The sequence below is a fragment of the Burkholderia sp. MSMB1588 genome (genome assembly GCF_001546925.1).
Taxonomy (GTDB): Bacteria; Pseudomonadota; Gammaproteobacteria; order Burkholderiales; family Burkholderiaceae; genus Burkholderia; species Burkholderia humptydooensis.
Genome location: NZ_CM003770.1, coordinates 901,925 through 915,723, shown reverse-complemented (window position 1 = coordinate 915,723; position 13,799 = coordinate 901,925). Strand labels below are relative to the sequence as shown.

Here is a 13,799-nt window from a genome sequence, read left to right as displayed (position 1 = left end):
GGGCCCGGCGGCGGTTGTCGACGCCCGCCGGGCCCGCGCCGCCCGCGACCGATTCCCCTCTCACAGCAAACGCGTGCCTCGAATGCGTCCGACCACCATCGCTACCGCCCTCGCGTTCGCGCTCGCGTGCGCCGCGTGCGCGAGCGGCGCGGCCAGGCCGAAGGAGCCGGTGCGGCTCGACCTCGCCGTGAACGCCGCGCTCACGGTCAATCCGGACGACCGGAGCCGGCCGGCCCCGATCGTCGTGAGCGTCTACGAGCTGAAGACCGACGGCGCGTTCAACGCCGCCGATTTCTTCACGCTGCAGGACAAGGACAAGACCGTGCTCGCCGACGATCTGCTCGCGCGCGAGCGCTTCCAGTTGCGCCCGGGCGAGCGCCGGACGATCCGGCGCAACGCCGATCCGGAGGCGGGCGCGCTCGGCGTCGTCGCCGCGTACCGCGACCTGCCGAATTCGGTGTGGCGCGCGGTCTATCCGCTGCCGGCCGCGCGGGATGCCGCGTGGTATCGCTTCTCGTCGCCGAAGCTGAAGCTGACCATCGACCTCGACACGCACGCGATCAGGATCACCGAAACGGGAAAATGACATGCACGGCGGAACGAAACCATGAGCTGGCATAACAAGGTCGTCTGGAGCGAGGGGCTCTTCATGCGCCCGCAGTTGTTCCAGCAGCAGGAGCGCTACCTCGAGCACTACGCGCACAAGCGCGCGGCGCCGCTGTCGCCGTTCTTCTTCGGCTTCAGCCACTTCAGCCTCGACAGCGAGGCGCCGGCGCTCGGCAAGATCATCGTGAAATCGGCGAGCGGCGTGTTCGCCGACGGCACGCCGTTCGACGCGCCGGGCAGCACGCCGCCGCCCGCGCCGCTCACGATCCGGCCCGAGCACCTGGACCAGGTGATCCATCTCGCGGTGCCGATCCGCGTGCCGAACGGCGAGGAGACCGCATTCGGCCACGCGGCCGAATCGCTCGCGCGCTACGCCGTGTTCGAAACCGATCTGCGCGACACGAACTCGATCGGGCAAGGGCCGAAGACCGTCCAGTTGTCGAACCTGCGCCTGCGGCTGATTCCGGAAAAGGAACTGACGGATGCGTGGATCGGGCTCGCGCTCACGCGCGTGAAGACGATCCGCGCGGACGCGAGCATCGAGCTCGACGACACGCTGATTCCGCCCGTGGTCGGCTACGGCGCGAGCGACACGCTCGCGAGCTGGCTCGCGAAGATCCACGATCTCACGCGCCTGCGCGCGAACGCGCTCGCCGAGCGCCTGACGGGCGCGGACGGCCGGGCGGGCACGACGGCCGAAGTGTCCGACTACCTGCTGCTGCAAACGCTCAATCGCTACGAGCCGCTGCTGCAACACCTGCAGCGCGTGCCGACGACGTCGCCCGCCGATCTGTACGCGCTCCTCATCGGCATGGCGGGCGAGCTGTCGACCTACGTGCGCACCGACACACGCCGGCCGCTCGATACGCATCCGCCGTATCAGCACGTCGCGCCGCACCTGTGCCTGAAGCCCGTCGTCGACGATGCGCACCGGCTGCTCAACGCCGTGCTCGTGCGCAGCGCGCAGAGCATCGCGCTCGCCGATCAGGGGCACGGGATGCTCAATGCGGTCGTCGATCCGGTCGACATGCAGGGCTTCACCGCGGTCGTGCTCGCGGTGCACGCGCAGATGCCGCCCGATCTGTTGCAGCAGCAGTTCGCCGCGCAGGCGAAGGCGGGGCCGTCCGAGCGGCTGCCGGACCTCGTGCGCAGCCATCTGTCGGGCATCGCGCTGCAGGCGCTGCCGGTGCCGCCCCGGCAGATTCCGTTCAACGCCGGCTACGTCTACTACGAGCTCGCGCGAAGCGGACCGCTGTGGGACGAAGTGGCGCGGCACGGCGGGCTCGCGTTGCACATCGCCGGCGAATTTCCGTCGCTGAAGCTGGAGCTGTGGGGCATTCGCGGATAGCGGCGACTGCGGGGAGCGGCCGGGCCGTGCGCGCCGGCCGCCATGACGAATCCAACCAGAGTGGGGCATACCAGTGACCTCGGAAGCCGTGCATCATCCGGGCGTATCGGGTCCGCAACCGGGTCCGCAGCCGGGTCCGCAACCGTCCGATCCCGCCGCGGCCACGTTCGCGCGGCGCGATCCGCCGCCGCTGCCGGCCGGCGAGCCGCCCGCCGCCCGCCTCGCCGCGATCAGGCTCGCCCGCAATCCGCTGCTCGAAGCGGCGCGCCCGCTGCTGCGGGCGCTCGCCGACATGCCCGACCGGCTCGATCGCGACGACATCCCGCAACTGCGCCTGCTGCTCGAACAGGAAGTGCGCCTGTTCCAGCGGCTCTGCGAGCAGGCGAACATCCGGCGCGACCACATGCTCGGCGCGCGCTACTGCCTGTGCACCGCGCTCGACGAGGCGGCGATGCAGACGTCGTGGGCGAAATCGGCGGGCGGCAATCTCGGCACGTGGATCAGCGAGGGGCTCGCGACGTCGTTCCACGAGGATCGCCAGGGCGGCGACAAGGTCTACCTGCTGATCGGCCGGCTGATGAATTCGCCGCACGAGCACGTCGATCTGCTCGAAGTCATCTATCGCATCCTGAGCCTCGGCTTCGAGGGCCGCTACCGTTACGAAGCCGACGGCCAGCGCAAGCACGAGACCGTGCGCCAGCGGCTCTACAACGAGATCGCGTCGCAACGCGGGCCGGTGTCGGTCGCGCTGTCGCCGCACTGGCAGCCGGGCCCCCGGAGCAGGAGCGCGCCGTTGCGCGATTTCCCCGCGTGGATCACCGCCGTCGTGCTGTCGCTGATCGCATTCGGCCTGTTCGGCTACTTCAAGTACGCGCTGTCGATGCGCAGCGCCGACGTGCAGCAGCGGATCGCCGCGATCGCGCGGATGACGCCGCCCGCCGCGCCGGCCGAGCTGCGCCTGAAGGCGCTGCTCGCCGACGAGATCGCGGCGGGCACGGTCAGTGTCGACGAGGACGCGCGCCACAGCTCGGTGACGTTCCGCGGCGACGCGATGTTTCCGCCGGGCGCGGCCGGCGTGAACGCGACGATCGGGCCGCTCGTCAAGAAGATCGCGGCCGAGATCGCGAAAGTGCCGGGCAAGGTGATCGTGCTCGGCTACACCGACAACCAGCCGATCAGGAGCCGTCAATTCGCGTCGAACGAGGCGCTGTCCGAAGAACGCGCGACGCAGGTCATGCAGATGCTCCAGAGCGCGGGCGTGCCCGCGAGCCGCCTCGAGGCGCTAGGCAAGGGCGACGCGAACCCGATCGGCGACAACCGGACCCCGCAGGGCCGCGCGCTGAACCGCCGCGTCGAAATCACGGTCGCGCGCTGATCCGCGGCCCGCTCACTCGGAACCCCGACATGAACAAGTTCCTGTCCTTTCTGGTGTCGCGACCGTTCCTCGCGTTCGTCGCGCTGCTCGTCGTCGCGCTCGTCATCTGGTTCGCCGGCCCGTTCGTCGCGTTCGGCGGGCTCACGCCGCTCGCGGGCGCGGGCATGCGCGTCCTCGCGATCGTGCTGCTGCTGGCGGGCGTGCTGCTGTGGCTCGCGGGCTGGCCGACGAGCGTGGTGTTCGTCGCACTGCTGTGCGTGCTGATCTGGCATGCGTCGCCGCTGCTCGCGTTCGGCCGCGCGACGCCGTTCGCGCCGGAATCGGTCCGGGCGATCGCGATCGCGGTCGTGCTCGCGGCGTTCGCGCTGCACCTCGCATTCCGGCTGCTGCGGAAGATGCGCACGGACCCGGACTTTCTGAAGAACCTGCTCGAGTTCGGCAGCAAGCAGCACGAATCGCCCGCGGCCAGCCGGCTGATCGCGGTCAACGCGGCGATCGCCGGCGCGATCGCGCGCCTGAAGGGCATGCGCACCGGCGCGCGGGGGCTCGACCGCCTGTTGCGCGGCAAGCGCTATCTGTACGAACTGCCGTGGTACGTCACGCTCGGCTCGCAGGCGTCGGGCAAGACGAGCGCGCTCGTCAACGCCGGGCTGTCGTTTCCGGTCGCGGCGCAGATGCAGCGGGCGGCGGCCGGGCTGCCGGATCACGGCGGCTCCGTCGACTGGTGGCTGACCAACGATGCGGTGCTGATCGACACGGCCGGGCATTACACGCGTCACGGCACGTCGACGCAGGCCGTGCCGCAATCGCCCGCCGCCGCGATGGCGACGGCGCCGAACCTCGCGTTCGTCGACGAACGGCAAGCACAATGGCGGCAGACCGTCGATCAGGCCGAATGGCTCGGCTTTCTTCGGATGCTGCGCAAGCACCGCCCCCGCGAGCCGATCAACGGCGCGCTGCTCGCCGTCGACGTCGCCGCGCTGACGAGCGCCGACGAAAACGCGCGCCATGCCGAAGCCGCCGCGCTGCGCGCGCGGCTCGCCGAACTGCGCGCGGAGCTGGGCGTGCGCTTTCCCGTCTATCTGCTCGTCACGAAGATGGACCGGCTGCCGGGCTTCGCCGAGTACTTCAGCTCGCTGACCACCGAGGGCCGCGCGCAGACGTGGGGCTTCACGCTGCCATACGGCAAGGAGACCATCGCCGACGAAGGCATCCATGCGCGCTGCGCCGACGAGCTGGGCGAGCTGGCCGCGCGGCTCGCGGCGGGCGTCAACACGCGCCTGCAGGAAGAGCACGACACGCAAAGACGCCGCCGGCTCGCCGCGTTGGCGGAGGAATTTCTCGTGCTGACGCGCCCGCTCGGCGAACTGATCGATTGCGTCTTCGTCGATTCGCGCTACGACGACACGCAGCACCACGCGACGCTGCGCGGCGTGTACTTCACGAGCGCCGCGCAGACGGGCGGCGAAATCGTCGCCGAAACGCGCACCGTCGCGCAGCGCCTCGCCGCCGCGACGGGCCGCGCGCCGGCCGCGGCCGCGCGCGCGGCGCAGCAGGAAACCAGCCAGAGCTTCTTCCTGCACGATCTGCTGACGAAGATCGTCATTCCGGACGCGCGTCTCGTCCAGCCGAATCTCCGGTGGGAGTATCGCTCGCGCACGCTCGGCCTCGCCGGTCACGCGCTCGCGCTGCTGCTGTTCGCGTGGGCCGCGATCGGCCTGCGCGTCAGCATGGGCAACAACGGCGATTATCTCGACGCGGTCGCGCGCAAGACGACGGCGCTCGCGTCCCAGGTCGGCCAGTTGTACAGGACGCCGAAGCCCGAGGCCGTGCCCGACGTGCTGACGCAAGCGCGCGCTCTGCCCGCGTACCCAGGGCTCGACCTGTCCGCGCCGGACGGCGGCTGGCGGTTCGGCTTGTACACGCCGCCCGGCATCGTCGCCGAAAGCCAGCGCACATACAGCGCGCTCGAGGACAACCTGCTGCTGCCGCAGATCGTGAGACGCATCGAGGCGGTGCTGTCGCAGGCGATCGCCGATCGCGATCCGAAGGCCGCGTATGACGCGCTGCGCGTCTACCTGATGCTGTACGACAAGGCCCGCTTCGACGCCGCGCAGGTCGAGGCGTGGGTTCTCGACGACTGGGCGCGGACCGACAGCGCCGCGGTCTTCGGCGGCCGCGCGTCGATGATCGCGCACGTCGGGCAGTTGTTCTCCGGCGAGCGCGTCGTGCAATCCCCGCTGATCCGCAACGACGCGCTGATCCGGCAGGCGCGCGCGTTTCTGGACGGCAGCAACGCGACCGAGCGGCTCTACGAGCGCGCGAAGGCGGCGATGGAGAAAGAAGCGCCCGACGAGTTCACGCTGATCCGGGCCGTCGGCCCGCAGGCCGGCACGGTGTTCACGCGCGCGAGCGGCGCGCCGCTCGCGCGCGGCGTGCCCGGCCTCTTCACGTTCGACGGCTACCGGCGCGTGTTCGACAAGCGTCTCGCCGAATTCGTGCAGGCCGCGCGCGAAGACGACGCATGGGTGATGGGCCGCGCCTATCTCGGCGGCGCTCAAAAAAAAACGGCTGAGATCGCGAATGCGATCGCGCTCGCCGACGATCCGCTGACCGAAGCGATCCGCCGGCAATACCTGATGGAATACGCGCAGCAATGGGACGCGTTTCTCGGCGACATCCGGACGATCGGCGGCACGAGCCTCGCGTTCGACCTCGTGGTGCTGCGCAGCTTCGCGGCGCCGGATTCGCCGCTCGATCGGCTCGCGCGCGCGGCGGTTCGCGAGACGACGCTCGCGCAGCCCGTCGCGAGCGCCGACCGCTCGTTCCTGCAAAAGGCGTCCGACCAGTTGAGCCAGAAAGCGGACAAGGTGCTCGGCGTGCGCGCGGAGGAACGCGTCGAGCGCGAGCTCGTCGACAACCGCTTCGCGGGCCTGCGCGAAATGGTGACGGGCCGTGCGGACACGCAGACGGGCACGCCGCCGCCGGCCGCGCCGGCGGGCAAGAGCGGGCTCGAGGCGGTCGCGAACCTGCTGAACGACTATTACACGGCGCTGACCGTCGCGGACGACGCGCTGACGAACAACAGCATGCCGCCCGCGAACGACACCGCGGCGAAGCTGAAGATGGCGGCGCAGACGATGCCCGCGCCGTTTCGCGCGGTGCTGACCGAGCTCGCCGCGCAGGGCTCGCGCGAAGTGAACCGCAGCATCGGCCAGTTGCTGTCGCGACAGTTGCAGGCGACGGTGGGCGACGTGTGCCGCCTCGCGATCGAGGGCAACTATCCGTTCGCGGCCGACAGCAGGCGCGACGTCGGCATCGAGGATTTCACGCGCGTGTTCGCGCAGGGCGGCGTGATCGACGACTTCTTCGCGAAGACGCTCGCGCCGTTCGTCGACACATCGACGCGGCCGTGGCGCTACAAGACGCTGCCCGGCGCGACCGAGCCGGTGCAGGGCCCCGATCTCGAACCGTTCCAGCACGCGAAGGCGATCCGCGAAGTGTTTTTCGGCGCGCCCGGCCAGAAGCAGATGGCGTGGAAGGCCGACATCCGGATTCCCGAGCTGGACCCGACGATCACGGGCCTCGCGATCGACATCGACGGACAGACGACGCTCTATCAGCACGGCCCCGTCGCACCGTTCACGGTGAGCTGGCCGGGGCCGCGCGGCGGCGTTCACGCGGAGCTCACCGCGAGCCCGCGGATTCGGCCCGACACGTCGACGGTGTCGACGGACGGCCCGTGGGCGCTGCTGCGCCTGTTGCAGAAGGGGCGCGTGGCCGAAACGGCGACGCCCGGCCGCACGCGCGTCACGCTCGACTTCGACGGCCGCAAGGCGGTGCTCGACATCGCGAGCACCGGCAGCGTCGCGAATCCGCTGACGAGCGACGTGCTGAAGACGTTCCGGTGCCCGGGCGCGATGCCGATGTTCAATCTCGCGGACACCGGCGCGCCGCCCGGACTGCCGCCGGCGAGCCCGCCCGCGCCGCCCGCCGCGGACGCCGCGCATCATGGGCAACAGGCGCGGGCGACACAGGCGGTTCGCTCGCGCGCGCTGTGAACGTTGCGAACGTCGTGCCGCAGCAAGTGTCGCCTCGGCGTGAGGCGCAGGCGTAAGCGGCATCGACGGCGCGCGGCGAAGCGACTCGCACGGCAAGCGCCGCGGCCGCTTCAGTCGAGCCAGTCGCGATAGCAGCGCCAGCCCTCGTAGCCGCCCGAACGGCTGCGCTGCACATACTCGTAGAGCGCGCTGGATCGCGACGGCTCGGCGTCGTCCGGCTGATCCTTTCCGACCGTGACGAGCGTGACGGTGGCGATCAGCGTGCCTTTCGGCTCCTCGGCGATCGACGGCATGACGTCGACGTAAGAACACGTTTCGCGCGCGCGCTTCAAGGTTTTCTCGAATCGCTTTTCAAAGTGATCGAGCAGTTCTTGCCGAAGCCGATTCATCGTGTATTCGTTGCGCATGCGGTCCCTCGTTTCTTCGAGTCATGTCGTGTGGAACGGGTTATCGGCACGGATCGCCGCGCCTTTAGCGACGCGGCGATCCGGCGTCACGATGTTCGATTAATAGATCGGCCCATGATCAAAGGCGTTCCACTGACGTCACGTGCGGCGCATCGGCGCTTCGTCCGCGACAGGGCGAGCGCCGCCCGGAATTTCGAACCGAGGTGGGGATAAGAAATTTGAATCACCTGCGCGCTTTCATGGCGATTGGTTTCTTCGTCAATGAAATGAAGGGTGCCGTAATGTTTTTATCATATTTACTAAACGATGCGAAACAGCGTGCAACACGGCGTTCTTATTTCAAATGTCCGCGCGGCGATGCGCGCGGACGCCATCACGGCCGCCAGCGATAGACGACGACGCTCGATCCGTTGTAGTTGTCCTTCGTGACCACGTATTCGCCGGTCGATCGCAGATACGCCCTGAGGCCGTACATCGAATCGACGTCGTTGCCGACGTCCATCATGCCGGTGTTCGAGTTGGTCAGCGTGGTGACGAGCTGGCCGGTGTTGAGATCGAATACGTCGATATTCGGCACCGTGTGCACGTAGCCGACGAACAGATAGTTGCCGGCCGCCGCGATCGACTTCGGATTGGGGCTCGCGAGCGTGATGACCGGATTCGGCTGCGCGACGTTGCCCGCGTTCCAGCCGTGATACACCTCGATCCGCCCGTTCATCGCGGTCCAGTCCCAGCTCCCCGCGATGCCCTGCGCGAGGATCATCGTATCGCTGTCCGACAGGTAGAGAATGCGCGTGGTCGGCTGGACGCTCGCCGGCGTCGGGATCGACACGGGCGCGCCCCACGACGGCTTGCCGTTCGCATCGAAGCCCGTCAGCGGGTAGTGCGAGATCGCGTTCGTCCCGTTGAGGCCCGCCCACACGTCACCCTTGTTGTCGATCGAGAAACCCGCCGTCACCTGCAGCGACGTATTGAACCCCTTACCCGGCAGCGACGCGTCGGGAATCGCGATGTAGCCGCTCGCCGCGTTGAAGTGATAGAAGTTGAAGTTGCCTGGGTTCTGCCCCGACGCGACGAGTATCTTGTTGCCGCCGACGCTGACGAGCTGGCCGAAATGCTGGCCGCGCTGATAGTCGTTCATGTCGAGACGCGGGTCGGACGGATACGTGAACGGATCGACCGTGTTCGCGATGAAGGTGCCGCCCGCCGTGCCCGAGTAAATGTTCATTCCGCTGTAGAACAGCGTGCCGTCTGTCGTCGGATCAGGCGCCGCGATCGCCTCGAAGTTCAGCGCCTGCAGCTTCCACAGCGAATTGCCGAGCGCGCCGTATGCGTGAATGTCGGTCGCGCCGTTGCGGCCGAGATCCCAGCCGCCGCCCCACGGATTGTTGAGCACGTACAGCGTGCCGGCCGAATCCTTGCCGATGCCGACCACGCGCGTGAAGCGCCTGTCGCCGACCTGGCCCCTGATGCCCGTCGTCATGTCGAGGTAGCCGCCCTGCACGCCGAACGTGCCGACCTGCGTCGGCGCGCCCGCGATCGCGTAGAGCTTGATGTTCATGTCGGGCCCCTGATCGCCGACCATCAACTGCCGCTTCGACGCGTCGTAATACAGCGAAGCCGGCCGCGACGCCGTCGGCATCTGGATCGTGTTCAGCAGCGCGCCGGCCGGGCCGAATTCGACGATCTTCGCCGCATTCTTCTGCGCGACCCACAGGTTTCCGGCATCGTCGAGCGCGAGCGCGCCGGGGTTCGTGATGCCGATGTCGCGTTGCCAGACGCCGTCGGTCGTGAATACGCGCACGCGATTGCCGAAGTAGTCGCTCGCATAGAGCAGCGTGCCCGCGGTCGCGAGGCCGGTGATCACGTCGGCCCGGCTGACCGCGTTCCACACGCTGACCGGAATCGTGAGGTCGCGCTGCAGCGTCGCCCGGTTGTAGCGCCCCACCGTGCCGCTGCCCTGCGGGGTGCTGTACTGCATCGCCGCGAAGACCGACGTTGCGTTGCCGGTGATCGCACCGCCCTGAAACTCCGCGTGCGTGCCGATCGAGCCGAGGGTCTTGCCGTTCTGGTAGATCGCGACGCCGCCCGCGTTTTCGTCCCAGAAGGACGCCGTATAGATCACGCCTTCGGGCGAGACCCACATCGACCGCGCGTTGTTGCCGACGTGCGATGCGATGGTGCCATAGGTGTTCGCGATCCAGTCCGTCGTGTATTGCGCGTGCGCTGCGTGCGCGGCCAGCCCGACGAACGCGGCGGCGAACACGGCACGGATTCGTTTCTTGACCATGAATCATGCTCTCCCGATCTGCCCCGTCGAAACTATAAGTCGCCGGGTATGACATAGGTGAGTACGACGAACGAATCGTCGCAGCCCTCGTTGATTGGTCGCCCGCCACTGCCGCCGCGCTGCGTTTGTTTCGCGCCGAAGCCATTCACTCGTCAGGCCGGCTGCCGACGCATTCGGCATTCAATTCCCGGCTGAATTGCTGTGCGAATGCCTGCGTAATCGGCTCCATCGGGCGTGAGTTTCGAAGACGGCTTCGAAAAATCCGGCGAAAGCGCGCCGCCATTCGACGGTTTGCATCGCCGGGCCGGCGGATTCGCCGAATCGTTTTCACTTCGCATTCGGCATGTCATCGACGATTCGGAGTCAAGGCTAGCATGCAATCGTGTCATGAAGAAATTCGTCAGAAATTGCCCGGGCTTTAATCGCAGACGGGCGACCTCGCCAAAAAACGGATTGCGTGAACGGGACGTTTGCGCCAAGCCGGCGCCGACGTTACGATACCGGCTCGTCCGATCGTCGCGCCGCGCGCCGGCCCGCGGGCGGACAAACGCCGCTCGAATCCGTCACCGACTCATGCCGCATCGCGCACCCCGTTCCCTTCATTTTTCGCATCGACATGGCCACTTCCCCTTCTCCACTGCCCGCCGTTCGCGCGATCGTCACCGGCCACACGCGCGGGCTCGGCGCCGCGCTCGCCGCGCAACTGCTGCAGCGGGACATCGCGGTGCTCGGTCTGTCGCGCAGCCGCCATCCGTCGCTCGGCGCGCAGGCGCGCGGCAGGCTCGTCGAGGCCGAGCTGGATCTGTCGGACCCGGCGCGCGTTCAGGCCTGGCTCGGCGGCGATGCGCTCGGCGAATTCGTCTCCGGCGCGAGCCGCGTGCTGCTGTTCAACAACGCGGGAACCGTCGAGCCGATCGGCCCGCTCGACACGCAGGACGCGGCGGCGATCGCGCGCGCGGTCGGCCTGAACGTCGCGACGCCGCTGATGCTCGCGAGCGCGATCGCGAAGATCGCGCCGGAAACGGCCGAGCGCCGCATCGCCCACGTCTCGAGCGGCGCGGCGCGCAACGCGTATGCGGGCTGGAGCGTCTACTGCGCGACCAAGGCCGCGCTCGATCATCATGCGCGGGCGGTCGCGCTGGACGCGAATCGCGCGCTGCGGATCTGCAGCGTCGCGCCGGGCGTCGTGGACACCGGCATGCAGGCGACGATCCGCGCGACGAGCGGCGACCGGTTTCCGTCGCGCGAGCGGTTCGAGCAACTGAAGTCGAGCGGCGCGCTGACAACGCCTGACGACGCCGCGCGCCAATTGATCGACTATGTGCTGAGCGACGATTTCGGCACGACGCCGACCGCCGACATCCGCAACCTGGGGTGACGCCGGAGCGGCCGCCTTCCCTGCCGAACAGGATTGCGAACGGCCGCGACACGCGGTAGTGTCCAACGCACGAAGATCCGCCTCGCCCCCGTCATGCGCCTGCGCCACATCGAAGTCTTCCATGCGATCATGCGCACCGGCTCGCTATCGAAAGCCGCGCAGTTGCTGTGCGTATCGCAGCCCGCCGTCAGCAAGGTGCTCGCGCACGCCGAGCAGAACCTCGGCATCCGTCTCTTCAACCGCGCGCACGGCCGCCTGCTGCCGACGCGCGAAGCCGAGCTGCTGTTCGGCGAGACGCAGAAACTCCAGTCGAGCCTCGACCGCATCCGCACGCTCGCGCGCAATCTGGCGCTGCAGCCCGAGGGCCATCTGCGCGTCGGCTGCCTGCCGAGTCTCGGCCTGAGCCTGATCCCGCAGGCCGTGAAGGCGTTCCGCGGCGATTACCCGCGCGTCGCGCTGAAGATCCAGACCTTGCACACCGACGCGCTGCTGAACGCGTTGCTCACGCGCGATCTCGACGTCGCCGTCGCGATCGATCCGCCGACGCGGCCCGGCATCACGTCGACCGAGCTCGGCCGCACGGCCGTCGTCAGCGTCGGCCCGCCCGACGACGACGCGCAGGACGCACCGCTGTCGCTGCACGAATTCATGGAAGGCGAATCGATCGGCATCGGCACCGAAGACCCGCTCGGCGACGCGATCGGCAATGCGCTCGAAGCGTTCGGCGAAGATCGCGTGACGATGGTCGAGGCGCATACGTGGTACGTCGCGCGGGCGCTCGCCGCGCGCGGCGTCGGCCGCGTGCTGCTCGACGAGCTGACGGCGCGCGCGCCCGGCGAGCCGGTCGCGATCCGGCCGATCGAGCCGGCGCTGTCGGTCGGCGTGTTCGCGCTGTGGCGCGACGGCGGCCTCGACTCGCACGCGGGCGCGACGTTCATCGACGCGCTGCGCGCGCCGTTCGGCGCGCGCCGACGCTCTTAACCCAGGGTTATGGGGCCGCACATCTGCTCATTTGCCCAAACCATTTCGGCCGGCAAGACTGAACCGCATCGACAACCCTTCAAGGACTGCCGGCATTCATGCGGATCTGCGTATTGGGCGCGGGCGTCGTCGGCCTGACGACCGCCTACTATCTCGCGCGCGAAGGCCACGACGTGACGGTGCTGGAAGCGCGCCCGGACGCCGTGCTCGACGCCAGTTTCGCGAACGGCGGTCAGTTGAGCTACAGCTATGTCGCGCCGCTCGCCGATCCCGCGGTGCTGGGCAAGCTGCCCGCGTGGCTCGCGAAGCCCGATTCGGCGCTGCGCTTCGTGCCGCGGCTCGATGCCGATCAATGGCTGTGGTGCGCCGCGTTTCTCGCCGCATGCCGCACCGCCCGCGCGCGGCAAACCGCCGCCGAAATGCTCGAGCTCGGCGCGCTCAGCCGCGCGGCGCTGCACGCGCTCGTCGAGCAGGAAGCGCTCGACTTCGACTATGCGCGCAACGGCAAGCTCGTCGTCTACCGCAACCGGCAGGAATTCGACCGCGCGCGCCGCGCGATGGACCATCTGATCGCGGCCGGCGCGCGGCAGCACGCGCTCGACGCGGCCGCGTGCGTCGCGCTGGAGCCCGCGCTCGCGCCCTCTGCCGGCCTGCTCGCGGGCGGCATTCATACGCCGTCCGAAGAAGTCGGCGACTGCCGCCGGTTCGGCGTCGGCCTCGCCCGCGTGCTGCGCGAGCGGCTCCACGTCACGATCCACTACGAAACGCCGGTCGACGCGCTGCGCACCGAAGGCGCGACGATCGTCGCGGCGCGCACCGCACGCGGCGACATCGGCGCCGACGCGTTCGTCCTGTCCGCGGGCAACGGCAGCGCGCCGATGCTGCGCCGGCTCGGCATGCGGCTGCCGATCTATCCACTGACGGGCTACAGCCTGACGCTGCCCGGGCGGCACGATGCGATGCCGCGCGTGAGCGTGACGGACCTGCATCGCAAGATCGTCTATGCGCCGCTCGGCGCGCGCTTGCGGATCGCGGGCATGGTCGAGATCGCCGGCCTTCGTTCGTCCGGCGCCGCGCGCCGGCTCGCGTTGCTCGCGCGGCAGGCGCAGGAGATCTTTCCGCACGCGGGCGACTATGCGCACGGCGAAACGTGGTGCGGGCATCGCCCCGCGACGCCCGACGGCAAGCCTTTGATCGGCGCGACGCCGTTGCGGAATCTGTGGCTCAACACCGGCCACGGCGCGCTCGGCTTCACGCTCGCCTGCGGCAGCGCGCGCGTGCTGGCCGACCTGATCGCGGGCCGCAAGCCCGCACTGGACACTCGCGCGTATGCGCTGCATCGTTGAGCCCGAT

General features: G+C 69.0%; 9 protein-coding genes. 7 read left to right on the top strand and 2 right to left on the bottom strand.

Annotated elements, in window-relative coordinates:
- Positions 1–82 precede the first annotated feature (82 nt).
- The 4 genes from tssJ (at position 83) to tssM (ending at position 7,390) form a co-directional block, all read left to right on the top strand.
- On the top strand, positions 83–586 hold the full coding sequence (tssJ, locus tag WS92_RS03815; RefSeq protein ID WP_059933513.1) for a type VI secretion system lipoprotein TssJ: 504 nt from the start codon (positions 83–85) through the stop codon (positions 584–586).
- A gap of 21 nt (positions 587–607) precedes the next feature.
- Positions 608–1,954: a type VI secretion system baseplate subunit TssK gene (gene tssK / locus WS92_RS03810; protein WP_015603373.1), complete on the top strand. Its 1,347-nt coding sequence runs from the start codon at positions 608–610 to the stop codon at positions 1,952–1,954.
- A gap of 73 nt (positions 1,955–2,027) precedes the next feature.
- Positions 2,028–3,329: a type VI secretion system protein TssL, long form gene (gene tssL, locus WS92_RS03805; protein ID WP_059933516.1), complete on the top strand. Its 1,302-nt coding sequence runs from the start codon at positions 2,028–2,030 to the stop codon at positions 3,327–3,329.
- 29 nt (positions 3,330–3,358) lie between these two features.
- Complete coding sequence (tssM, locus tag WS92_RS03800) at positions 3,359–7,390, top strand: type VI secretion system membrane subunit TssM (protein WP_059933519.1); 4,032 nt, start codon at positions 3,359–3,361, stop codon at positions 7,388–7,390.
- A 110-nt stretch (positions 7,391–7,500) separates the two neighbouring features.
- Here tssM and WS92_RS03795 read toward each other — a convergent pair whose 3' ends face one another.
- A complete protein-coding gene (locus WS92_RS03795) occupies positions 7,501–7,722 on the bottom strand; it encodes a hypothetical protein (protein ID WP_242425351.1) in 222 nt (73 codons plus the stop codon).
- Between the two features lie 448 nt (positions 7,723–8,170).
- Positions 8,171–10,087 (bottom strand): SMP-30/gluconolactonase/LRE family protein, encoded by a 1,917-nt coding sequence (locus tag WS92_RS03790; RefSeq protein WP_059933522.1) that lies wholly within the window; start codon positions 10,085–10,087, stop codon positions 8,171–8,173.
- Between the two features lie 637 nt (positions 10,088–10,724).
- On the opposite strand from WS92_RS03790, the gene WS92_RS03785 reads away from it, so the two are divergent.
- The 3 genes from WS92_RS03785 to WS92_RS03775 all read left to right on the top strand — a co-directional run bounded on the left by WS92_RS03785 (position 10,725) and on the right by WS92_RS03775 (position 13,792).
- Positions 10,725–11,465, top strand: coding sequence for an SDR family oxidoreductase (locus tag WS92_RS03785; protein WP_043283392.1), 741 nt, complete (start codon positions 10,725–10,727; stop codon positions 11,463–11,465).
- Positions 11,466–11,558: 93 nt separating this feature from the next.
- On the top strand, positions 11,559–12,446 hold the full coding sequence (locus WS92_RS03780) for a LysR family transcriptional regulator (RefSeq protein WP_059933524.1): 888 nt from the start codon (positions 11,559–11,561) through the stop codon (positions 12,444–12,446).
- Between the two features lie 98 nt (positions 12,447–12,544).
- Positions 12,545–13,792 carry a D-amino acid dehydrogenase gene (locus WS92_RS03775; protein WP_059933527.1) on the top strand — a complete coding sequence of 416 codons (1,248 nt, stop codon included), beginning with the start codon at positions 12,545–12,547 and terminating at the stop codon, positions 13,790–13,792.
- The last annotated feature ends 7 nt before the right edge of the window (positions 13,793–13,799 follow it).

Excerpts from the sequence above, each read along its gene's own strand:
- WS92_RS03780 (WP_059933524.1), top strand. The coding sequence starts at position 11,559 with ATGCGCCTGCGCCACATCGAAGTCTTCCATGCGATCATGCGCACCGGC.
- tssJ (WP_059933513.1), top strand. The coding sequence starts at position 83 with ATGCGTCCGACCACCATCGCTACCGCCCTCGCGTTCGCGCTCGCGTGC.
- tssK (WP_015603373.1), top strand. The coding sequence starts at position 608 with ATGAGCTGGCATAACAAGGTCGTCTGGAGCGAGGGGCTCTTCATGCGC.
- WS92_RS03775 (WP_059933527.1), top strand. The coding sequence starts at position 12,545 with ATGCGGATCTGCGTATTGGGCGCGGGCGTCGTCGGCCTGACGACCGCC.
- tssM (WP_059933519.1), top strand. The coding sequence starts at position 3,359 with ATGAACAAGTTCCTGTCCTTTCTGGTGTCGCGACCGTTCCTCGCGTTC.
- WS92_RS03790 (WP_059933522.1), bottom strand. The coding sequence starts at position 10,087 with ATGGTCAAGAAACGAATCCGTGCCGTGTTCGCCGCCGCGTTCGTCGGG.